General features: G+C 70.0%; 23 protein-coding genes. 10 read left to right on the top strand and 13 right to left on the bottom strand.

The window, feature by feature from the left end:
* Positions 1-16: 16 nt before the first annotated feature.
* From QE410_RS13465 to QE410_RS13445, 5 genes are all read right to left on the bottom strand, one after another.
* A complete protein-coding gene (locus tag QE410_RS13465; protein ID WP_307332979.1) occupies positions 17-196 on the bottom strand; it encodes a hypothetical protein in 180 nt (59 codons plus the stop codon).
* 138 nt (positions 197-334) lie between these two features.
* Positions 335-619, bottom strand: coding sequence for a hypothetical protein (locus tag QE410_RS13460; protein ID WP_307332977.1), 285 nt, complete (start codon positions 617-619; stop codon positions 335-337).
* 9 nt (positions 620-628) lie between these two features.
* Entirely contained in the window at positions 629-1,663 is a 1,035-nt protein-coding gene (locus QE410_RS13455) for a YihY/virulence factor BrkB family protein (protein WP_307332976.1), read from the bottom strand.
* Positions 1,664-1,796: 133 nt separating this feature from the next.
* A complete protein-coding gene (locus QE410_RS13450) occupies positions 1,797-3,122 on the bottom strand; it encodes a UDP-glucose/GDP-mannose dehydrogenase family protein (RefSeq protein ID WP_307332974.1) in 1,326 nt (441 codons plus the stop codon).
* Positions 3,123-3,201: 79 nt separating this feature from the next.
* Positions 3,202-4,650 carry a sugar transferase gene (locus QE410_RS13445; RefSeq protein WP_307334539.1) on the bottom strand — a complete coding sequence of 483 codons (1,449 nt, stop codon included), beginning with the start codon at positions 4,648-4,650 and terminating at the stop codon, positions 3,202-3,204.
* Between the two features lie 362 nt (positions 4,651-5,012).
* Here QE410_RS13445 and QE410_RS13440 point away from each other — a divergent pair, with 362 nt between their 5' ends.
* Positions 5,013-6,098 (top strand): PIG-L family deacetylase, encoded by a 1,086-nt coding sequence (locus QE410_RS13440; RefSeq protein ID WP_307332972.1) that lies wholly within the window; start codon positions 5,013-5,015, stop codon positions 6,096-6,098.
* A gap of 5 nt (positions 6,099-6,103) precedes the next feature.
* Here the strand turns inward: QE410_RS13440 and QE410_RS13435 are convergent, their stop codons facing one another.
* The 3 genes from QE410_RS13435 to QE410_RS13425 all read right to left on the bottom strand — a co-directional run bounded on the left by QE410_RS13435 (position 6,104) and on the right by QE410_RS13425 (position 7,219).
* Positions 6,104-6,322 (bottom strand): three-helix bundle dimerization domain-containing protein, encoded by a 219-nt coding sequence (locus QE410_RS13435; protein ID WP_307332970.1) that lies wholly within the window; start codon positions 6,320-6,322, stop codon positions 6,104-6,106.
* Positions 6,323-6,331: 9 nt separating this feature from the next.
* On the bottom strand, positions 6,332-6,856 hold the full coding sequence (locus tag QE410_RS13430; RefSeq protein ID WP_307332968.1) for a YbhB/YbcL family Raf kinase inhibitor-like protein: 525 nt from the start codon (positions 6,854-6,856) through the stop codon (positions 6,332-6,334).
* An 81-nt stretch (positions 6,857-6,937) separates the two neighbouring features.
* Positions 6,938-7,219 carry a hypothetical protein gene (locus QE410_RS13425; RefSeq protein ID WP_307332966.1) on the bottom strand — a complete coding sequence of 94 codons (282 nt, stop codon included), beginning with the start codon at positions 7,217-7,219 and terminating at the stop codon, positions 6,938-6,940.
* Positions 7,220-7,449: 230 nt separating this feature from the next.
* On the opposite strand from QE410_RS13425, the gene QE410_RS13420 reads away from it, so the two are divergent.
* Positions 7,450-8,520 (top strand): PIG-L family deacetylase, encoded by a 1,071-nt coding sequence (locus QE410_RS13420; RefSeq protein WP_307332964.1) that lies wholly within the window; start codon positions 7,450-7,452, stop codon positions 8,518-8,520.
* Between the two features lie 159 nt (positions 8,521-8,679).
* On the opposite strand, the gene QE410_RS13415 is transcribed toward QE410_RS13420, so the two are convergent.
* Entirely contained in the window at positions 8,680-9,099 is a 420-nt protein-coding gene (locus QE410_RS13415) for an organic hydroperoxide resistance protein (protein WP_307332963.1), read from the bottom strand.
* A gap of 33 nt (positions 9,100-9,132) precedes the next feature.
* Positions 9,133-9,612, bottom strand: a complete 480-nt coding sequence (locus QE410_RS13410) for a MarR family winged helix-turn-helix transcriptional regulator (protein ID WP_307332961.1) — start codon at positions 9,610-9,612, stop codon at positions 9,133-9,135.
* Between the two features lie 112 nt (positions 9,613-9,724).
* Between QE410_RS13410 and QE410_RS13405 the strand changes: the two genes are divergently transcribed.
* Complete coding sequence (locus tag QE410_RS13405; RefSeq protein WP_307332960.1) at positions 9,725-9,862, top strand: hypothetical protein; 138 nt, start codon at positions 9,725-9,727, stop codon at positions 9,860-9,862.
* A 44-nt stretch (positions 9,863-9,906) separates the two neighbouring features.
* Here the strand turns inward: QE410_RS13405 and QE410_RS13400 are convergent, their stop codons facing one another.
* Positions 9,907-11,199: a hemolysin family protein gene (locus tag QE410_RS13400; protein ID WP_307332958.1), complete on the bottom strand. Its 1,293-nt coding sequence runs from the start codon at positions 11,197-11,199 to the stop codon at positions 9,907-9,909.
* 175 nt (positions 11,200-11,374) lie between these two features.
* Positions 11,375-11,917, bottom strand: coding sequence for a PepSY domain-containing protein (locus QE410_RS13395; protein ID WP_307332956.1), 543 nt, complete (start codon positions 11,915-11,917; stop codon positions 11,375-11,377).
* Between the two features lie 149 nt (positions 11,918-12,066).
* Between QE410_RS13395 and QE410_RS13390 the strand changes: the two genes are divergently transcribed.
* From QE410_RS13390 to glmM, 5 genes are all read left to right on the top strand, one after another.
* On the top strand, positions 12,067-12,903 hold the full coding sequence (locus QE410_RS13390) for an alpha/beta fold hydrolase (protein ID WP_307332955.1): 837 nt from the start codon (positions 12,067-12,069) through the stop codon (positions 12,901-12,903).
* Between the two features lie 199 nt (positions 12,904-13,102).
* Positions 13,103-13,852 (top strand): CPBP family intramembrane glutamic endopeptidase, encoded by a 750-nt coding sequence (locus tag QE410_RS13385; protein WP_307332953.1) that lies wholly within the window; start codon positions 13,103-13,105, stop codon positions 13,850-13,852.
* 187 nt (positions 13,853-14,039) lie between these two features.
* Complete coding sequence (gene rplM / locus QE410_RS13380; protein WP_058230950.1) at positions 14,040-14,486, top strand: 50S ribosomal protein L13; 447 nt, start codon at positions 14,040-14,042, stop codon at positions 14,484-14,486.
* Between the two features lie 24 nt (positions 14,487-14,510).
* On the top strand, positions 14,511-14,981 hold the full coding sequence (rpsI, locus tag QE410_RS13375; RefSeq protein WP_058230951.1) for a 30S ribosomal protein S9: 471 nt from the start codon (positions 14,511-14,513) through the stop codon (positions 14,979-14,981).
* A 14-nt stretch (positions 14,982-14,995) separates the two neighbouring features.
* Positions 14,996-16,351: a phosphoglucosamine mutase gene (glmM, locus tag QE410_RS13370; RefSeq protein WP_307332949.1), complete on the top strand. Its 1,356-nt coding sequence runs from the start codon at positions 14,996-14,998 to the stop codon at positions 16,349-16,351.
* A gap of 98 nt (positions 16,352-16,449) precedes the next feature.
* On the opposite strand, the gene QE410_RS13365 is transcribed toward glmM, so the two are convergent.
* On the bottom strand, positions 16,450-17,379 hold the full coding sequence (locus QE410_RS13365) for a Ppx/GppA phosphatase family protein (protein WP_307332948.1): 930 nt from the start codon (positions 17,377-17,379) through the stop codon (positions 16,450-16,452).
* 101 nt (positions 17,380-17,480) lie between these two features.
* Between QE410_RS13365 and coaA the strand changes: the two genes are divergently transcribed.
* Together coaA and glmS are read left to right on the top strand one after the other, a co-directional pair.
* Positions 17,481-18,434, top strand: a complete 954-nt coding sequence (gene coaA / locus QE410_RS13360; RefSeq protein ID WP_307332946.1) for a type I pantothenate kinase — start codon at positions 17,481-17,483, stop codon at positions 18,432-18,434.
* A gap of 66 nt (positions 18,435-18,500) precedes the next feature.
* Positions 18,501-20,351, top strand: a complete 1,851-nt coding sequence (gene glmS / locus QE410_RS13355) for a glutamine--fructose-6-phosphate transaminase (isomerizing) (protein ID WP_307332944.1) — start codon at positions 18,501-18,503, stop codon at positions 20,349-20,351.
* Positions 20,352-20,372 lie beyond the last annotated feature (21 nt).

Here is a 20,372-nt window from a genome sequence, read left to right as displayed (position 1 = left end):
CGTAGCCCGCGCGGTCTCAGCCGATCAGCGCCAGTCCGCAACCGGGGCACCGCCAGGCGGCGCCGCGACCGACCTCCCAGGGTTGCGATGTGTGCAGGCATTCCGGGCAGCGCGGCGCGAAGCCGGCCCCGAGGTCGTCGATGTCGTCGGTGCCGACGGTGGCGTCGGCGGGGATCGAGAGCGGTGTGATGTTCATGGGCCTCCTCGGTGTCGCATGCACATCTTCACATGCGCATGCGAATGGCGCTCTGTGTCATCCACAGGGGTGGTGCCCGAGCGGCTCAAGCCTCACCGAGGGCGCCGGAGGCGCCGTGGAAAGCCGCTCCGGCAGCGATCACCGACGCAGGTCGCGGAACGTCTTCTTCGCGCGCTTCTCGGCTGCAGTCGCCGCCTTCTTCGCGGCCCTGCGGCGACGCCTGCGTGCACGCGGGTCGCTCCACAGGCGCACGATCTGGTGGCCCACCGACTCGCGGCTCTTCACCGCGACCCGCGGGGTGCGGGTACCCGCGACGTAAGCGATCAGCGCGATCGCCCCGACCAGGATGATCTTGTTGCGCATGGCATCCTCCATTCCGACGGGCCCGTGGGCCGGGCCGTCAGCAAGGAGACGTGTCGGCACGCGTATTCGTCACGACGCCGTTCCGGCGTCGCCGGAATCTCCGCCGTGTTCTTGACGGATCCGACGCCCCTCGGCGATGTCCTTCTCCTCCTTCTCGCGGGTCTTCTCGATCTTGGTCGTGTCGCGCGGGGGGAGCTTCAGGTCGCGCTCGGCGGGGATGCCCGCCTGCAGCTGTCGACCGCGCTCGAGCTCGGCATCCAGTTCCGCCCCGAAAAGGATCGCGATGTTGGCGATCCACAACCACAGCAGGAAGACGATCACTCCCGCCAGCGAGCCGTACGTGCGGTCGTAGTTGGAGAAGTTCGCGACGTAGACGGCGAAGCCGAGCGTCGCCACCGCGAGGATCAGGATCGCGACGATCGCGCCGACGCTGATCCAGCGGAACTTCGGCTGCTTGGCGTTGGGGGAGCCGTAGTAGAGGATCGCGAGGATCACCACCACGACCGCCAGCAGCACCGGCCACTTCGCGATGTTCCACGTGGTGACCACCGCACTGCCGAGCCCGAGACCCTCGCCGACGGCCTCGGCGAGAGGGCCGGAGACGACCAGCAGCAGTGCGGCGAGGGCGACGAGCACCACCGTGGCCACCGTCAGCAGCAGCTGCACGGGGAGGAGTTTGTAGAACGGGCGGCCCTCCTCGATCTCGTAGATGCGGTTCATGCCGCGTCCGAAGGCGCGGACGTAGCCGGACGCCGACCAGATGGCGAGCACGAGTCCGGTCACCAGGGCGAAGCCCGCGGCGGGGGAGGAGGCGATCTCGCGCACGGGTTGCTCGAGCAGGTCGATGGTGCCGCCGGGAGCCACGTCGCGGACGATACCGAGCACCGTGTCGGCGGCGGCGTCGCTCTGGCCCACGACGCCGAGCAGCGAGAACACCGCGATGAGCCCGGGGAACAGCGCCAGGACACCGTAGTAGACGAGGCTCGCGGCGATATCGGTGCACTGGTCGGAGCCGAACTCGCGGAGGGTCTTTCGAAGGACGTACTTCCACGACCTCTTGTGCAGGTCGGTGGGGGAGTCGGGCTTCGATGTGGTTGTCGACATGGGGGGCCTTTCGCGGGGGATCCCCCCGGTCTACGGCGAGGTGGAGGGATCCGTCGCGACCGTTGACGTCTCCCCGGCCCCTATGGAAGACGCCCCGACCGAACGGCCGGGGCGTGATCCATCGAAGGTTCGGTCAGGGGCGACCCATGCCGAAGTAGGTCCAGCCGGCTGCCCGCCACGCGGCCGGGTCGAGGCAGTTGCGTCCGTCGACCACGACGAGTCCACGCGCGAGCGACGCGGCGTGCTCGGGCGAGAGGTGGCGACGGTACTCGTCCCACTCCGTGACGACGATGACGGCGTCGGCGTCACGGAGGGTCGCGTCGAGGTCCTCCTCGTACGTCAGCTGCGGATGGATGCGCCGCGCATTCTCGATGGCGGCGGGGTCGGTCAGCGTGACCCGGGCGCCCAGACCGTGCAGGCGCACCGCGACATCGAGCGCGGGGGAGTCGCGGATGTCGTCGCTGTGCGGCTTGAAGGCCGCCCCCAGCACAGCGACCTTCTTCTCGAACACACTGCCCCCCAGCGCATCGGTGGTCAGTTCGACGGCGCGGTCGCGGCGGCGGAGGTTGATCGCGTCGACCTCGCGCAGGAAGGCGACGGACTCGCCGCGCCCGAGCTCCTCCGCGCGGGCCGAGAACGCGCGGATGTCCTTGGGCAGGCAGCCGCCGCCGAAGCCGATGCCCGCGCCCAGGAAGCGCCGGCCGATGCGGGCGTCGTGACCGATCGCGTCTGCCAGCGTCGTGACGTCGGCGCCGGTGACCTCGGCGATCTCGGCGATCGCGTTGATGAAGCTGATCTTGGTCGCGAGGAACGCGTTGGCCGACACCTTGACCAGTTCGGCGGTGGCGTAGTCGGTGACGATGAAGGGCGTGCCCTTGGCGATCGAGGGGTGGTAGACCTCGCGCAGCACCTGTGCGGTGCGCTCCCCCTCCGCGGAGGGGGACCCGTCCTCGGTGGGAACGCCCGCGACGAGGCGGTCGGGGTCGATGGTGTCCTGAACGGCCCAGCCCTCGCGGAGGAACTCGGGGTTCCAGACGAGAGTGGCGCCACGCTCCGCCACACGGGGGGCGAGACGGGCGGCGGTGCCCACCGGGACCGTCGACTTGCCGGCGACGATGTCGTCCTCGCTGAGGTATGGCAGGAGCCCGTCGACGGCGGCATCCACGTAGGTGAGGTCAGCCGCGTACCCGCCGGCCTGCTGGGGCGTGCCCACACCCACGAAGTGCACCTTCGCGCCCTGCGCGGCCGCCATGTCGGTGGTGAAGGACAACCGGCCGGAGGCGATGCCCTCGGTCAGGATCTCCTGCAGGCCGGGCTCGAAGAAGGGCGCCTCGCCCTTGCTGAGCGCGGCGATCTTGCGCTCATCGACGTCGATGCCGACGACCTCGTGACCGATGGATGCCATGGCCGCGGCGTGCACGGCCCCCAGGTAGCCGCAACCAACTACAGACAGACGCACGATGAAGCCCTTTCAGGTGAGGATCGCCCCGTGCCGGCGGAGGCGCCGGCGTGCGGGGAAGGGACGGGGTGAGAGGTGGTCACGCGGCCGTGTCGCCCGGTGCCAGGGCGGCGCGGGCGGTGCGCCCGAGGATGGCGAAGTCGCCGAGAAGGGTCCAGTTCTCGACGTAGGACAGGTCGAGCCGGACCGACTCCTCCCACGACAGCGAAGAGCGGCCGCTGACCTGCCAGAGTCCGGTAATACCGGGCTTGGCGAGGAAGCGCCGGTGCACGTGATCGGCGTAGACGGCGACCTCCGACGGCAGCGGCGGGCGCGGGCCCACGAGCGACATCGATCCGCCGATCACGTTGAACAACTGAGGGAGTTCGTCGAGGCTGTATTTGCGCATGATCCGCCCGATGGGCGTCACGCGGGGGTCGTTCTTCATCTTGAACAGGACCTCGTTGCCCGAGTCCCGCTGCTGGGCGGCGAGCTGGGCGAGCAGCTCCTCGGCGTTGACGACCATCGAACGGAACTTGATCATCGTGAATTCGCGGCCGCGCAAGCCCACGCGTGTCTGACGGAAGAAGATCGGACCATCGCTCGACAGACGGACGGAGAGCATCAGGAAGGCGAGGAGCGGACTCAACAGGATGACGCCCAGGCACGCCGCGGTGAGGTCGACGGTGCGCTTGAGGAAGCTCTGCCCGCGTGAGAACTTCGGTGTCTCCACGTGGATGAGGGGGAGTCCTGCGACCGGGCGCGTGTGCAGACGCGGACCGGCGATATCGACGATGCTCGGAGCGAGAACCAGGTGCTGCCGGCCGGCCTCCAAGCTCCAGGAGATCTCCTTGACCTTGTCGGCGGGCAGGTCGTCGGCGCTCGTGACGGCGACGGTGTCGGCGCCGGTGACAGCGAGGGCGCGCGAGACGTCACCGACATGGCCCATGACCGGGATCTCGGTGCCCGGGATGACGTCGGCGATCTTGCCGTTGGGCACGCAGGCTCCGACGACGCGGTACCCCGCGCTGGGCATACGGGCGAACTCCCGGGCCAGCTGGGTCACGGAACTCAAGGAGCCGACAAGCAGTACGTTCGCCGAATAGCGTCCTTTCGCACGTTGCACGATCAACCACTGACGCCAGATCCAGCGGGTGAAGAGCAGGACCGCGATGCCGAGGGGCAGACTGATCAGAAGGTATCCGCGGGCGACGTCGATCTGCGTCAGGAACGCGATGATGGCGACGGTGCCGAAGAGGCGGAAGCTTGCGTCGGCGATCCGGACGTACTCGGCCGAGCCGGTGCCGATGACCCGGTCGCTGCGCGATTCGACGAAGGCGAGGGCCCACATCCAGGTGGCGATGAGGATGGCCGAGAATGTCCAGTACGACAGGTCGGTGATCCGGCCGTCGGCGCGCGCGGCCAGCTGCGCGTTGCCCAGGCCGAACCAGAGCAGTTGCGTGCCGTAGACGACCCAGACGAGCGATAGCAGGTCGGTGATCACGAGGTTGCGACGGTAGGTGCGGCGCCAGGGATCGCGGGGGTACATCGGCGGGGGCGGTTCCGCCGCGACGGAAGCCTGCGCCGCGTGCGCTACCTGCGATTCCGGATCCGATGCGGATGCGCTATCCCGAAGGTCGATAGTCACGACCTGTTCCTCCCCCCGATCGACCTGCGTCGATCCCACCTCGCGAACAATAACAGTCCGAAGTCACCCCTAAATTCACCCGCGAGAGGTCTTCATACGCCCGAAACGTGAGTGCAGAGCGCGGGGCCGCGGGGGCGACTGGACCCATTCGCCCCCGTCACGGCCTTCCCCTACACTCGGGCGCGCACCATCCGCGTCCGGCCGAGTTCCGATGTCCGCGTCGCGGAACGACAGCCGCGACGCGGTCTGCGGAAGGGACCCCGATGACACGCACCGCCCTGCGGACTCGACGCTCCCGGCGGCGGCGCCCCGCGGCCGCGATCCTCGCCGTGATCACCGTGGCCGTCGTCGTCGTCGCAACCGCCGTCGGCGTGTTCGCCTTCGCCCTCCTGCGTCCCGATCCGGTCGCGACCCCGGCGGGCCCGTCCCCCTCTCCGACGCCCACCTCCCCGCCGCAGACCGCCGGTCCCACCCCGGCCGCGAGTGCGACGGCGTCGTCGACGCCCGTGCCTGTGCCGCTGCCGGCCGCGCAGGCATGCGACCGCGAGACCGTGCTGGGCGTCTGGGCCCACCCTGACGACGACATCATCTTCGCCAACCCGACCATCTCCGACGCGATCGCCGCCGGCGACTGCGTGCGGACGGTGTTCGTGACCGCGGGCGATGCGGGCAGGGGCAACGGCTATGTCGAGGCCCGGGAGCTCGGCATCCTCCGCGCCTACAACGAGATGCGCGGGATCGACGGACTGTGGGACACCACGGATCTGCTCCTGCAGACCGGCGTGCATGCGCGTCGCCTCACCCCGCAGGGGGACCCGCGACTGTCCGTTGTCTTCCTCCGCCTGCCCGACGGCAACATCACGGGTGAGGGCTTCGAGGCGACCGGGTACGCGACGCTGGGGCGGCTCCTCGACGGCGGAGTGCCGACGCTCGCGCCCGTCGGCGGCGGTCCCGACGTGTCCCGAGGGCAACTGCTCTCCTCGGTCGCGGAGCTCGCTGCGGGGTACTCCCCGTCGCGCGTGCTCACCCACATCCCGCGGGGAAGCGCTTTCGCCCCGGGCGACCACCCCGATCACTCGGTCGTCGGCACCGTCGTGCGCGACACCCTGTCTGCGGATGCGGCGATCGGTCCCGGAATCCAGTACTTCGTGGGCTACCCGTCGAGGGACCTGCCGCGAAATCTCGACGGCGCGATCCTGGATGCCAAGGTCGACACCTACCGCATCTATACGCAGCAGGACGAGGTCATCCGGTGCGCGGATCGCGCGGCGTGCCTCGGGACACGCAACTTCGGAGAGTGGCTCCGTCGGTCGTACCCGAAGGCCGAGGCCGAACTGCAGATGGACTGAACGGGTCAGTCCTCGCCGATCGACTCCTCGACGGCGGAGCGGGCGTCGCGCTCCGCGATGATCTCGACGAAGTCCTTCACGGGCGCGTCAGCGTAGCGGCCCACCGCGACGACGGCCTCATCGTGGATGACCTCGGGCGCCGCCTCGGGGAAACGCGCCGCGACGCGCTCCTCGACGCCCGCGATCGTCTGCTCCTCGTCGACGCCCTCGGTTCGTTGCGTCACCGTCGCTCCTCAGCGGCTGTAGGTGCCGTACAGGATCGCGCGGCCGAGGGTGGCGAACGCCAGGGCGAACGACACGGCGGCCGGGGTGGCGTCGGGCTCGACGCCCAGGGTGTCCTCGCCGACGGCATGAACGACGAAGAGGTAGCGGTGGGGCTGGTCGCCGGGCGGGGGAGCAGCCCCCATGAAACCGGCCTCCCCGCCGTCGTTGCGCACGTGGAAGGCGCCGTCGGGAAGCGTCGCCGAGGCGGCGCCCGTGGGCAGCTCGCGGGTGTCGGCGGGGAGATCGACCAGGACCCAGTGCCAGAAGCCGCTGGGCGTGGGGGCGTCGGGGTCGAAGCACGTGACGGTGAACGATCTCGTCCCTTCCGGCACCTCGGACCAGCGCAAATGCGGCGAGGTGTTGCCCGCATCGGCGACCTGCGCGTCGTCGAGCGGCCCACCGTCGACGATGTCATCGCTCATGACCTCGAACGATGCCGTCGCCGGCAGGAGCGGGTAGGGATCGGGTGTCTGCGGGCGGGTGAGATCGACCATGGACGGCACCTTAGGAGCGTCGTCCGAACGGCCGGCAGGGCTTGCTACCGCGCCACCGGCCGGATAGGGCGGGTGATCTGCTCACGGAACGATCGCCAGGAGCGAGCGTGCCGTGTCGTGGCATCCGTCCGGGGTGGGGAGCCCGTAATCGACCTCGACGACCGTGCGCAGCTCCGCCGCCAGTTCTCCGACGGAGGGGCGGACGTCGAGAGCCTCGAGAATGGGCAGGATCAGGTCGTCGTACTCATCGTCGGGCCACGCACTGCTGATCTGACGAACGCCGATCGGATCCCACTCGTTCAGCACCGCGCGCACGCGGAGGGCTACGGGCGACAGTGACCGCGGCGGTGAGGAGGTCTGCATACGGCGAGTGTCACGACCGTCCTTAGGCGCGCGCTGAGGATCGCCGATGCGTCGGGTGCATACGGGCGGCACGGTTCCGGTCGACATCGGATGATCGAGCGATCGGCTCGGATGGCACGCTGCGGCGCGTTCGGACGATCGTGCGGAGCGCGATAGCGTCGAAGGGCGTCCCGGGGGCGCGACGTACCCGAAATCCGTCGCCGGGGGGCGCATCACAGGACGGAGTTGCCGTGAGTGACATCGACGAGCCTTCGCACGGAGGCGGCAACGAGGCAGAGCGTGCACCGCGCCGGCGACCGGTCGTCAGCCGCCGCGCGCTGGTGCTGGCCGGAGTCGCGGTGGGAGGTCTCGCCGCCCTGGGCGGCGGCGCGCTCATCTACCGCGATATCCGACGCTCGGCGGGCCCGGAGGGCACGTGGGTGGAACTCAACCCCATCGTTCCGGTTCCGAGCACCTCGCCGCGCGCGACGTCACCCGCCTACGAGCCGCCGCAGGGCGAGACCACCGTCGCCGTGTGGGCGCACGCCGACGACGACATCATCTTCGCCAACCCCCACCTCGCCGGCGTGATCGCTTCCGGGGCGACTCTGCGGACGGTCTTCGTCACGGCCGGTGACGCGGGCCGCGGACTCGACTACGCGTTGGAACGGGAGGCCGGCATCCGTGCCGCCTACGACCGGATGCGGGATGTCACAATGCCGTGGGAGACGCGCGAGATCACGCTCCTGAGCGGCGCGCGCGCGACGCGGTTCGTGCCCGTCGACGATCCCCGCCTCTCGATCACCGTGCTTCGCCTGCCCGACGGCAATCTGAACGCCACGGGGTTCCCGAGCACGGGGGGTGCCGGGCTGACCCAGTTGATCAACGGGACCGTGCCGGTGCTGCAACCGGTCGATGACGGGCCGACACTCGACGCGAGTCGCCTGGCCGACACCGTCGCCGAACTCATCCATGCCGGCAGCCCTGACCATGTGACCACGAACATCCCGCACGAGAGCGCTTTCGCGCGGGGAGATCATCCCGACCACTCCTGCGTCGGCTCGCTGGTGCGCGCCGTCGCGCCCTCAGTCGGGGTCCCGGCCGAGAACGTCACCTATTACATCGGATACCCGTCGCAGCATCAGCCGGTGAACGTCGAGGGCGACGCCCTCGACGGCAAGGTCGGGGTGTACGAGACCTACGCGTCAAAAGATCCTGTTGTCACGTGCGACACCGCGTCGGCGTGCCTGGCGCAGCCCGGCTTCGGCCAGTGGCTGCGCCGATCGTACGCGAAGACGGAGAGCGAGCTGCAACTGCGCTGACCGGCCGCGCAGCGCGGTCGGCGGCGGGGAGAGCGGACCGGGACGGAACGCGATCTCGTCGAAAGAGTGCCCATGCCCACCCGCAGCCGCTGGTGCTGCCGCGGTGCGGCCGGTCCGACCCTCCGATGACTCGGCGCCCGCCCCGGTGTCACCAGAAGGTCAGTCCTCCGAGACGGTGACGGTGACTTCGATGTTGCCGCGCGTGGCGTTGGAGTACGGGCAGACCTGGTGGGCCTCGTCGGCGAGCTGCTGAGCGAGCTCGGGCTCGATGCCGGGCAGCACGACCTCGAGGAGCACAGCGAGCTGGTAGCCGCCCTGACCGTTCGAGCCGATGTGCACGCGTCCGCCGACCGAGGAATCCTCGAGCGTGACCTTGCGGCCGCGCGCCACGGCGTGCAGGGCACCGTGGAAGCACGCCGCGTAGCCGGCGGCGAAGAGCTGCTCGGGGTTGGTGCCCTGGCCGGAGCCGCCGAGCTCGGTGGGGGGAGCGACTTCGAGGTCGATGAAGCTGCCCGCGGTGACGTGGCCGGTACGACCGTGTCCGGTGGAGACGGCTTCAGCGGTGTAGAGGGCTTCCATGGGGGTTCCTTTCGTAGGGGGCGGGGAACATGCTCATGCCCGGGGGCGGGGGATGCCGGCGGCGGCGAGCACGGTGTCGGGGTGGTCACGGAGGTCTCTCATGGCCTCGGTGAGCTGGTGCAGGGCGTCGATGAGTTCGCGTGCGCTGTTCGCGTCGGTCAGTCCGGCGCCGGCGGCGATGCAGCGGGGAACATGGGCGAGCTCGTCTCGTAGCCGGAGTCCGCGGTCGGTGAGGGTGACCGTGACGACGCGCTCGTCGTCGACGCGACGAGCGCGGGTGAGCAGGCCGTTGGCCTCCATGCGCGCGAGCATCGGCGACAGCGTGCCCGAGTCGAGCTGGAGGGCTTCGCCGAGGGAGCTGACCGTCTGCTCCCCGTCGCCCCACAGCGTGACGAGCGCGATGTACTGCGGGTAGGTGAGGTTCCACGGTTCGAGCAGCACACGGTACGCCTGTGCGGTGGTGCGATTCGCGGCGTACAGAGCGAAGCAGACGAGAGCATCGACGGCAGGCATGAGAGAAGCATTGTACACAATTTGATTGTCCACAATTGATCCTGCCGTCCGGCGCGGCACGGGGATGTCAACCCCTGCCGTGGCACCCCCGGATCGAGTGAGCATGGGCCGCATGATCAGCCGAAGCGACACGAGCTCCACGGCACCGATGAACGTCGCCCCCGACGGTGACCGAGACCTGCTCGCCATCAACGGGCACCACTTCGAACTCGGCGGTCCCGCCGCCCCGCTCGGAGGCGACGTCGCCTGACGGTCCGCCCCGGGCCGTCGCGGGTGTCGCCCGCCCTGCCGTCGTCAGTCGACGGTAGGCACCTCGGACTCGCCCACGGGGTGTCGCGTGACGAGCAGTTCTGCCACGCGCCGGCGTTCGACCGCGCGCACCTGCAGCGTCGCACCGTCGACCTCGACGGTGTCACCCGCCCTCGCCAGTCGCCCGAGCCGCTCCACGACGAAGCCCCCGACCGTGTCGGCGGCGCCGCGGGGGAGGGTCACACCGGTGGCCTCCTCGAAGTCCTGCAGATTGAGCCGGCCCTCGACGACGCCGTGCTCCCCCTCGGCCAGGGGTTGCTCGGCATCCGTGTCGTACTCGTCGAAGATCTCGCCGACGACCTCCTCGACGAGATCCTCGAGCGTCACGATGCCGTCGGTGCCGCCGTACTCGTCGACCACGACGGCGATGTGGCTGCCCTCCGCGCGCATCGCGGTGAGGGTCGGAAGCACCCGCGCGGTCGAGGGGATGTAACGGATCTCCCTCATCACCGCGCTCAAAGGACGGTCGACGTCGTCGGAGAGGTCGCGCACGTGCACGAACCCGACCACGTCGTCGATGGACTGCTCCGCCACCGGGTAACGGGAGTACGGCAGCTCGCGGACGATGTCGCGCGCTTCGGAGATCGTGCCTCCGGCGTCCAGCGTCACCACTTCCGGGCGGGGACGCATGACCTCGCTGACATGGCGGCCGCGGAGCGAGAGGACGTCATCGAGGATGCGGCGCTCATCGGCCGGGAGTCCCTCGTGACTGGAGACGATGTCGCGCAGCTCCTCCTCGGTCAGCTCCTCGCCGGTCTTGTTCGGGTCTCCGCCGAGCAGACGCACGAGCACGTTCGTCGAGATGGATAGCAGCCAGATCACCGGCCGCATCAGAGTGGCGAACCCGTTCAGCACGGGCGCGACCGCGTACGCGAACGCGGCATTGCGCTGGATCGCCAGCCGCTTCGGCACGAGTTCGCCCAGCACGAGCGAGAGGTAGGCGATGACGAGGGTGAGGGCGATGGTCGCCACGGTCGCGGCCATCGCGGGTTCGAGACCGAGGCCCTCGAAGAGCGGGGTGACCGAGGGCGCGATCGACGACGCGCCGTACGCGGCCGAGGCGAATCCCGCCACCGTCACGCCGATCTGCACGGCGGACAGGAACGTGTTCGGATTGCGGGCCAGCTCTGCGACCTTCTGACCTCGTCTCCCGCGTGCGGCGAGGGCGTTGACCTGGCTCTCCCGCAGGGTGACCAGGGCCATCTCCGTCGCCGCGAACACGCCGCCGATCATGACGAAGACGACCACGAGCACGATGTTCAGCGCGAGATCGCTCACCGGCTGCTCACCGCCCCCCGGGTGGATGCGTCGCCCGGGGTCACCCGGGCGCTCGGACTATGACCGTCGGAGTCGGGAGCGTGGCTCATGGCGCGAGTGTAGTGAGGGCGGCGCGAACGCGCCCGTTCGGGCGTGAGGGTTGCGCCCGGCGGGCCACTCTGCATCGTGGGGCGGGTCAGAGGACCGCGCCGTCCGCGGCGGAGACGCGCACCGTCGTGCCGCCGGAGAGCTCCACCTCCCAGGCCCACGTGCCGTCACGCTCGTCGAGCTGAACCTCGGCCAGACGCTCGCCGCCGGAGTGCTCCGTGGTGGCGATGCGCACCGCGTCCGCCAGGGTCGTCACGGCGGCATCCAGCGCGGCACGCTCGTCGGCGTCGATGGCGTCGTCGTCGTTGGAAGACCGAACCGTCGTCCCATCGGATGCCACGCGCACCTCGATCTCCCGATCGCCCACGGCCACGTGCACCTCCCACGTGTCGTCGTCGCGCTCGAGCTGGAAGGCGCGACCTCCGGCGCTCGCCTCAGCGGTGTTGACGACGGTCACGACGGTCCGGCCGTCGTCGTCCACCGTTGTGGAGTCCGACGACGACGTCTGCCCGCCGGACACGCCGGTCGCGGGTGCGCCATCGGATGCCGGGGTGCAGGCGCTGAGCGCCAGCACGCCCAGCACACTCATCGCGGCGAGCAGGGTCGAGCCGGGAACACGTGTCGATGACATGCGGGCAGGCTAGCGAAGCCCGGTAGGCGCCTCCGAGCCGTTGCATCCGTGGGCGGTGTGTGCCTCGGCAGGTGGGCGAGCGTTACCGTTTCGACACCCTGGCGTCAAGCAGGGGCCCGCGTTCAGGAAGGCCCCGGACCATTGCCGCCATGAGCGAGATCACCGCACACCATGGACTCCTGACCGACATCGACCTGCACGTCGACGACACCGGCGGCACGGGTCGTCCCGTCGTGCTCATCCACGGCTGGCCCCTCTCGGGTGAGTCGTGGGCGCACCAGATTCCCGCGCTCGAGGGCGCCGGTTATCGCGTCGTCACCTACGACCGCCGCGGGTTCGGTCGCAGCGACAAGCCGCGCACCGGGTACGACTACGACACGTTCGCGAACGACCTGAGCGCCGTGCTCGAGGCGCTCGACCTGCGCGACGCCACTCTCGTCGGCTTCTCGATGGGCGGCGGCGAGGTCGCGCGCTACCTGTCGCGTCACGGCTCCGAGCGCATCCGCAGCGTCGTCTTCGCCGCGGCCGTACCGCCGTACCTGGCCAAGACCGACGACAACCCCGAGGGCCCGCTCGACGACGAGACCGCCGACGGCATGAAGCAGGGGCTCAAGGACGACGAGAAAGCGTTCTACCACCAGTTCACGACCGACTTCTTCTCGGTCGACGGCACGCTCGCCGTCTCGGAGGCCGACCGCGCCGAGGCCGAGCGCCTTGCCAATCAGGCAGACCACCACGCGGCGCTGAAGTCGATGGAGGCTTTCGCCACCACCGATTTCCGCGACGACCTGCCGAATGTCACCGTTCCGACGCTCGTCGTCCACGGCGACAGCGACGCGACCGTGCCGTTCGAGGGATCGGGCAAGCGCACGCACGAGGCGATCGCGGGAAGCGAGCTCCACGTCGTCGCGGGCGCGCCGCACGGCGTGAACGTCAGCCACGCCGACGAGTTCAACCGTGTGCTGATCGACTTCCTCCAGCGCTGACCCACGGCCCGCGTCCTCACTCTCGCCCGCATCCGCGGTGGACGCGCAGACGTGTCGATGCCCCGTCGTCTTCGGGCGGCGGGGCATCGTCGTGCTCGGACGAGGCTCTTCCTCGTCGGGGTGAAGCAGATGGTGAAGGCCGGTGCCCGCGGGCCCTCACGCGGGTCACGCCGCCTATCGGCGTCCTACCCTGGCCCGCGTGCCCTCCCTCGACGCCCCCGTCCCTCGCCCCCGGGACCGCCGGCGACGGAAATGGCGGGACGGGGGCTCCAGCACCGCGCGCTGGGACCTCGAGATGCTCGGATGGGCCGTGTGCGCCGTCGGAGCGGGAGCCCTCGCCTCCCACGCCGCCCCCGCGGTCTTCCCCGTGGAGACCGCCGCGAACGCCGCGCGCGCGTTGGTGTGGCTGTCGATGGCGGTTCCCGTCGCCGTGGCCTTCTCGCGCTCGCGTCCGCGTGGTCTGCTGCGTGTGCGCGCAATCGACGTCGTCTACGGCTTCGTGTTCGGGCTGCTCCTCCGGCTGACGGAGGGAATCGTCGCCGACGTCGTCGTGGGCGGTGCCGCATGGCCGTCGACGTTCACCGCCGATGGGCGGCTGCCGGCGACCTTCCCGCTCGACGCGCTCGCGGGGTCGCTCGTCACCCCGGCCCTCGAGGAGGCGTTCTTCCGCGGGGTCGTGCTGGTCGGCGTCTTCTCGGTCGTCCGGCGTCGGATGGGCGCGTCGTCGGCCGGTATTGCCGCGATCGCGTTCTCGACGGCACTCTTCGTCGCAGCCCATGAGCTGACCGCGCCGCGGGAGACGTCGGAACTCGTGGCACTCGCGCTGGTCGGCGTGGTCACGGCGACGTTCACGGTCGGAACCGGACGCATCTGGCCGGCGGTGGCCACGCACGTGGTCTACAACGCGACGGGTTTCGCTCTCGTCGCGGTGGGCACGCTCCTCGCGTGACGACCCGCCGGCATTTGGCCGTGGCATCCGGATGCCGTAGTCTTGCTCTTTGGTGCCCGCCTCTCTGCGAGCGGGTTGCCCGAACGTGAGCCCTCCACCGGCCCTGTTCCTGCGTCATCGGCGCGGCAACGGACCACCGGAGCGGGATTCACGAACTCCTCCGTTCGATCAAGAAAGCAGCACTACTGTGACGCGCACTTTCACCCCCAAGGCCGCTGAGGTCACGCGCGAGTGGGTCGTTATCGACGCCACCGACGTCGTCCTCGGCCGTCTCGCCTCGCACGCGGCGGTCCTCCTCCGCGGCAAGCACAAGGCGACCTTCGCCAACCACATCGACTCCGGCGACTTCGTCATCGTGATCAACGCCGACAAGGTCGCGCTCACGGGCCAGAAGCTCACGCAGAAGAAGGCCTACCGCCACTCGGGCTTCCCGGGCGGCCTCAAGTCCGTCACCTACGACGAACTCCTCGAGAAGAACCCCGTCCGCGCGGTCGAGAAGGCCATCCGCGGCATGCTGCCCAAGAACAGCCTCGGCGCGGCGCAGCTCAAGAAGCTCAAGGTCTACCGCGGCGCCGAGCACCCCCACGGTGCTCAGCAGCCCACGGCATACACCTTCGACCAGGTCGCCCAGTAAGCGCCGCCGGATAAGGACGAAACAGTGTCGAACATCGACTCCAGCAACTACAGCACCGAGACGCCGGCCGAGCAGTCGGCCGTCGCGGCCGAGCGCCCCGTGCTCTCCGTCCCCGGCGCAGCCGTGGGCCGTCGCAAGCAGGCCATCGCCCGCGTGCGCCTGGTTCCCGGTTCGGGCACGATCACGGTCAACGGCCGCACGATCGAGGACTACTTCCCCAACAAGCTGCACCAGCAGCTGATCAACGACCCGTTCACGGTTCTCGAGCTCGCGGGCTCGTACGACGTGATCGCGCGCATCTCCGGTGGCGGCCCCTCGGGCCAGGCCGGCGCGCTGCGCCTGGGCATCGCCCGTGCGCTCAACGAGATCGACGCCGAGAACAACCGCCCGACCCTGAAGAAGGCCGGCTTCCTCTCGCGCGACGCTCGCGTCAAGGAGCGCAAGAAGGCCGGTCTCAAGAAGGCCCGCAAGGCGCCTCAGTACTCCAAGCGCTGAGTTCGAACCTCCGTATGCCTCTTTTCGGCACGGACGGGGTGCGGGGGCTGGCCAACGGCCTCCTCACCGCCGAACTCGCGCTGCACCTGGCCCAGGCGACTGCCGTCGTCCTGGGCCAGGGCCGTTCCGCGGAGGCGCGCAAGGCCGAGGGTCGTCGCCTCACGGCCGTCGTCGCGCGCGACCCGCGCGTCTCGGGGGAGTTCCTCGCCGCCGCGGTCTCGGCGGGCCTGGCCTCCTCGGGCGTCGACGTGCTCGACGCCGGTGTGATCCCCACCCCCGCCACCGCGTTCCTCATCGCCGACCATGACGCCGACTTCGGTGTCATGGTGTCGGCGTCGCACAACCCCGCCCCCGACAACGGCATCAAGATCTTCGCGCGCGGCGGCACCAAGCTGCCGGACATCGTCGAGCAGCGCATCGAGAAGGCCCTCGAGGGCGAACGGCTGCAACCCACGGGCGCCGGGGTCGGTCGTATCCGTCGCTTCGCCGATGCCGAAGACCGGTACGTGCTGCACCTGCTGGGCTCGCTGCCGCACCGTCTCGACGGCATCCACGTGGTGCTCGACTGCGCGCACGGCGCCGCCGCCGGCGTGTCGCCGGAGACGTTCAAAGACGCCGGCGCCCAGGTGACGGTCATCGGAGCGGAGCCCGACGGGCTCAACATCAACGACGGCGTCGGCTCCACGCATCTCGACGTGCTCTCCGAGGCCGTCGTGCGCCTGGGCGCCGACGTGGGAATCGCCCACGACGGAGATGCCGACCGGTGCCTCGCCGTGGACGCCCAGGGCAACGTCGTCGACGGCGACCAGATCATGGCGATCCTCGCGGTGTCGATGAAGGAGCGCGGTGCGCTCGCCGACGACACGCTCGTGGCGACGGTGATGAGCAACCTCGGACTCCACCGCGCGATGGCCGAGCACGGCATCCGTGTTCTGCAGACGGGCGTCGGTGACCGCTACGTGCTCGAGGCCATGAACGAGGGCGGGTACTCCCTCGGTGGCGAACAGTCGGGTCACGTCATCATGAGCGAGTTCGCCACCACGGGCGACGGACTGCTCACGGGGCTCCACATCGTCGCCGAGATGGCGCGGCAGAACAAGACCCTGGCAGAGCTCGCGTCGCTGATGACGGTGTACCCGCAGGTGCTCGTCAACGTCCGCGGCGTCGACCGCGACGGCGTGAACGACGAGCTCGTTCAGGAGGCCGTGGCCGCCTCGGTCGCCGAACTCGGCGACTCCGGCCGCGTGCTGCTGCGCGCATCGGGCACCGAACCCCTGGTGCGCGTGATGGTGGAGGCAGCATCCGAAGAGGTCGCCCGCGCCCACGCCGACCGTCTCGCGGCGGTCGTGCGCGAGCGGCTGGCGCTGTAGCAGCTCGTCCGTCGACGAGTTCGAGAACCTCCGCGGGCGTCCGGTCCCTTCGACAGGCTCAGGGACCTCGATTCATCGGGGTCCCTGAGCCTTCGCCGTCAGTACTCCAGCGACTCGATGTAGCGCAGCAGGACCCCCTCGCGCAGAGCCCAGGGGGACACCTCGAGCTCTTCGACCTCCAGCGCCTTCATCGCCCGCTCGACGACGACGGCGGCGGCGACGATCTGGAAGGTGCGGTCGGCGGTGATGCCGGGCAATGCCTCGCGCGCATCGGCGGGAATGCGGGCCAGACGCGGGATCCAGTCCTTGAGCTCCCGGCGCGGCAGCACCATGCGGTCGATGCCCGACCAGCCCGGAACGGGGTAGCCCGCGAGCTTCGCGAGCGAGCGGATCGCCTTCGACGACCCCACCACGTGGTCGGGCCGGGGGAGCGCAGCGAAGCGCTCGGACACGGGCGCGAGCACCGACATCGCGTGCTGGCGCAGCGCGTCGATCTCGTCGGTGCTCGGCGGGTCGTGCGGCAGGAACCGCACCGTCGATCGGCCCGCGCCCAACGGCACGGATTCGGCGAGGTCGGGCAGCTCGTCGGCGCCGCCCGCGATCTCGAGCGAGCCGCCGCCGATGTCGAACAGCAGGATCTGTCCCGCGGACCACCCGAACCACCGTCGCACCGCCAAATAGGTGAACCGCGCCTCGGTCTCGCCCCCGAGCACCTGCAGCGGCTGGCCGAGCACCTCCTCGATCTGCGCGATGACCGCCTCGCCGTTCGTCGCCTCGCGCACGGCCGAGGTCGCGGTGGCCAGGAGCTCGTCAACCCCCTCGGCGCGCGCCCGCTCGCACGCCGCGGTCACGGCATCCACGAGTCCCTGCACGCCCTCGGGCGAGATGGAGCCATCCGGCTGCAGGTAGCGCATGAGGCGCAGCACCGACCGGTGCGAGGTGGTGGCCGTGGGCCGACCGCCCGCGCGGGCGTTGGCGACGAGCAGGTGGACGGTGTTCGAACCGATGTCGAGGACTCCCAGGCGCACGCTCCGAGCGTAATGGCGCGGTCCGGCGCGACCGTCGTCGGCGGATTCCGGATGCCAGGGCCCCGGCGTCTCCCGTCGGGTCGCGCCAGTAGCATGGGCGGGTGCCCGCCGCCGAGACCGACGCTGCCGCGCCGTCGCTGAGCCCCTACCGTCAGATCGACCGCGACGACTGGGCGCGCATGGCGGGTGGCATCCAGCAGCCGCTCACCGAGACCGAGGTGGTGCAGCTGCGCGGGATCGGCGACCGCCTCGACCTGCGCGAGGTCGCCGAGGTGTACCTGCCACTGAGCCGGTTGCTGAGCCTGTACGCCCGGGCGACCCGCCGTCTCGGCGCCGACACCAGCGAGTTCCTGGGCGAGACGGATGCCACGACCCCCTTCGTCATCGGGGTCGCGGGTTCGGTGGCGGTGGGCAAGTCGACCATCGCGCGTCTGCTTCGCGAGCTCATGAGCCGCTGGCCCGACACCCCGCGGGTGGAGCTGGTCACCACCGACGGATTCCTCTACCCGAACGCCGAGCTCGAGCGCCGGGGACTCATGGACCGCAAGGGCTTTCCCGAGTCGTACGACCGGCGGGCGCTCGTGCAGTTCCTCAGCGAGGTGAAGTCGGGAGCCGAAGAAGCCCGCGCGCCCTTCTACTCGCACGTGCGGTACGACATCATGCCCGACGCGCACGTGAGCGTGCACCGACCCGACGTCGTCATCGTCGAGGGGCTCAACGTGCTGCAGCCGCCGCCCTCGCCGAACGAGGTCGCCGTCAGCGACCTGTTCGACTTCTCGATCTACGTCGATGCCGACGCCGCCCACATCGAGAAGTGGTACGTCGACCGCTTCCTGGCACTGCGCGACAACGCCTTCACGAACCCGACGTCGTTCTTCCGCGTGTTCGCCGACATCAGCGACGAAGAAGCGGTCGAACGAGCGCTCGGCTACTGGCGCGACATCAACCTCCCCAACCTCGAGGAGAACGTGCTCCCGACCCGCCACCGGGCGAAGCTCGTGCTGCAGAAGGGCGCCGACCACACCGTCGAGTCGGTCCTGCTGCGCAAGCTCTGACGCCCGGCCGAGCCGTCGGAGCGGTCGCAGGGGATGCTCGGCCCCCGCCCCGTAGGATTGTGTCCCATGTGCGGAATCATCGGATACGTGGGTCCCCGGCAGAGCCAGGACATCCTCATCGCGGGTCTGTCGCGTCTGGAGTACCGGGGATACGACTCCGCCGGCATCGCCGTGATCGACGGCGACGGCAGCCTCGACATGCGCAAACGCGCGGGCAAGCTCGCGGTGCTGCGCGACGACCTCGAATCACGGCCCATGTCCAACGGCACCACCGGCATCGGACACACCCGTTGGGCGACCCACGGCGGACCGACGGATGCCAACGCGCACCCGCACCTCGCCGACGACGACAAGCTCGCCGTCATCCACAACGGCATCATCGAGAACTTCGCCGAGCTCAAGAGCGAGCTCGTCGGCGATGGCTTCGCGTTCCGCAGCGAGACCGACACCGAGGTCGCCGCCGTCATGATCGGCCGCGAGTACGCCCGCACGAAAGACCTCGTGCAGGCTTTCCGCTCCGTCGTCTCGCGGCTCGAGGGGGCGTACACGCTCCTCGCCATGCACGAGGACCACCCGGGTCTCGTCGTCGGCGCGCGCCGCAACTCGCCGCTGGTCATCGGCCTCGGCGAGGGCGAGAACTTCCTCGGCTCCGACGTCGCCGCCTTCGTCGAGCACACCCGCAACGCCCTCGCCATCGGGCAGGACGAGATCGTCGCGATCACCCCCGAGGGCGTCGAGGTCACCGACTTCTCGGGCGCCCCCGTCGAGGTCGAGGCGTTCGAGGTCACATGGGACGCCTCGGCGGCCGAGAAGGGCGGCTGGTCGTCGTTCATGGCCAAGGAGGTCTCGGAGGAGCCCGAGGCCGTCGCCAACACGCTGCGCGGCCGCATCCACGAGGGCCGGGTCGAGATCCCCGAGCTCGACGGGATGGACGATTTCCTCGCCGACATCGACCGCATCCTCGTCATCGCGTGCGGTACCGCCGCGTACGCCGGCATGGTGGGCAAGTACGCCCTCGAGACCTGGACGCGCGTGCCCGTCGACGTCGAGCTCGCCCACGAGTTCCGCTACCGAAACCCGGTGCTGACGGAGCGCACGCTCGTGGTGTCGATCAGCCAGTCGGGCGAGACGATGGACACGCTGATGGCCGTGAAGTACGCCCGCTCGCGCGGGGCGAAGACGCTGTCGATCTGCAACACCCAGGGCGCCACCATCCCGCGCGAGTCGGATGCCATCGTCTACACCCACGCCGGCCCCGAGGTCGCCGTCGCATCGACCAAGGCCTTCGTCGCCCAGATCACGGCGCTGTACCTGCTCGCCCTGCACGTGGGTCGCGTCCGCGGTGCCGTCGACCCCGTGGCATCCGTCGAGGCCGTCACCGAGCTCGAGGCCATCCCGGGCAAGATCGCTCGCGTGCTCGAGAGCGAGCAGGCGCGTATCGAGCAGCTCGCGCACTGGATGGCCGACACCCGCTCGGTGCTGTTCCTCGGCCGCAACGTCGGGTACCCGATCGCGCTCGAGGGGGCACTGAAGCTGAAGGAGCTGGCGTACATCCACGCCGAGGGTTTCGCCGCCGGTGAGCTCAAGCACGGCCCCATCGCGCTCATCGAGCCGGGCCAGCCCGTGTTCGTCGTCGTGCCGTCGCCGCGCGGTTCGGGCGAGATGCACAAGAAGGTCGTGTCGAACATCGAGGAGATCCGCGCCCGCGGTGCCCGGGTGATCGCGATCGCCGAAGAGGGCGACGTGGCCGTGCTGCCCGCCGCCGACGAGGTGCTGCGCATCCCTCTCGCCGCCCCGCTGTTCGAGCCGCTGCTGGCCGTCGTGCCGCTGCACATCTTCGCGATGGGTCTCGCCGAGGCGAAGGGCCTCGACGTCGACCAGCCGCGCAACCTGGCGAAGTCGGTGACGGTGGAGTAAGTCGTCGCGCGTGAGGGGGCC

Source organism: Microbacterium sp. SORGH_AS_1204, from assembly GCF_030818935.1.
Taxonomy (GTDB): Bacteria; Actinomycetota; Actinomycetes; order Actinomycetales; family Microbacteriaceae; genus Microbacterium.
Note: the sequence above shows the minus strand (reverse complement) of the source record. Positions and strands in the feature narration are given on the sequence as shown.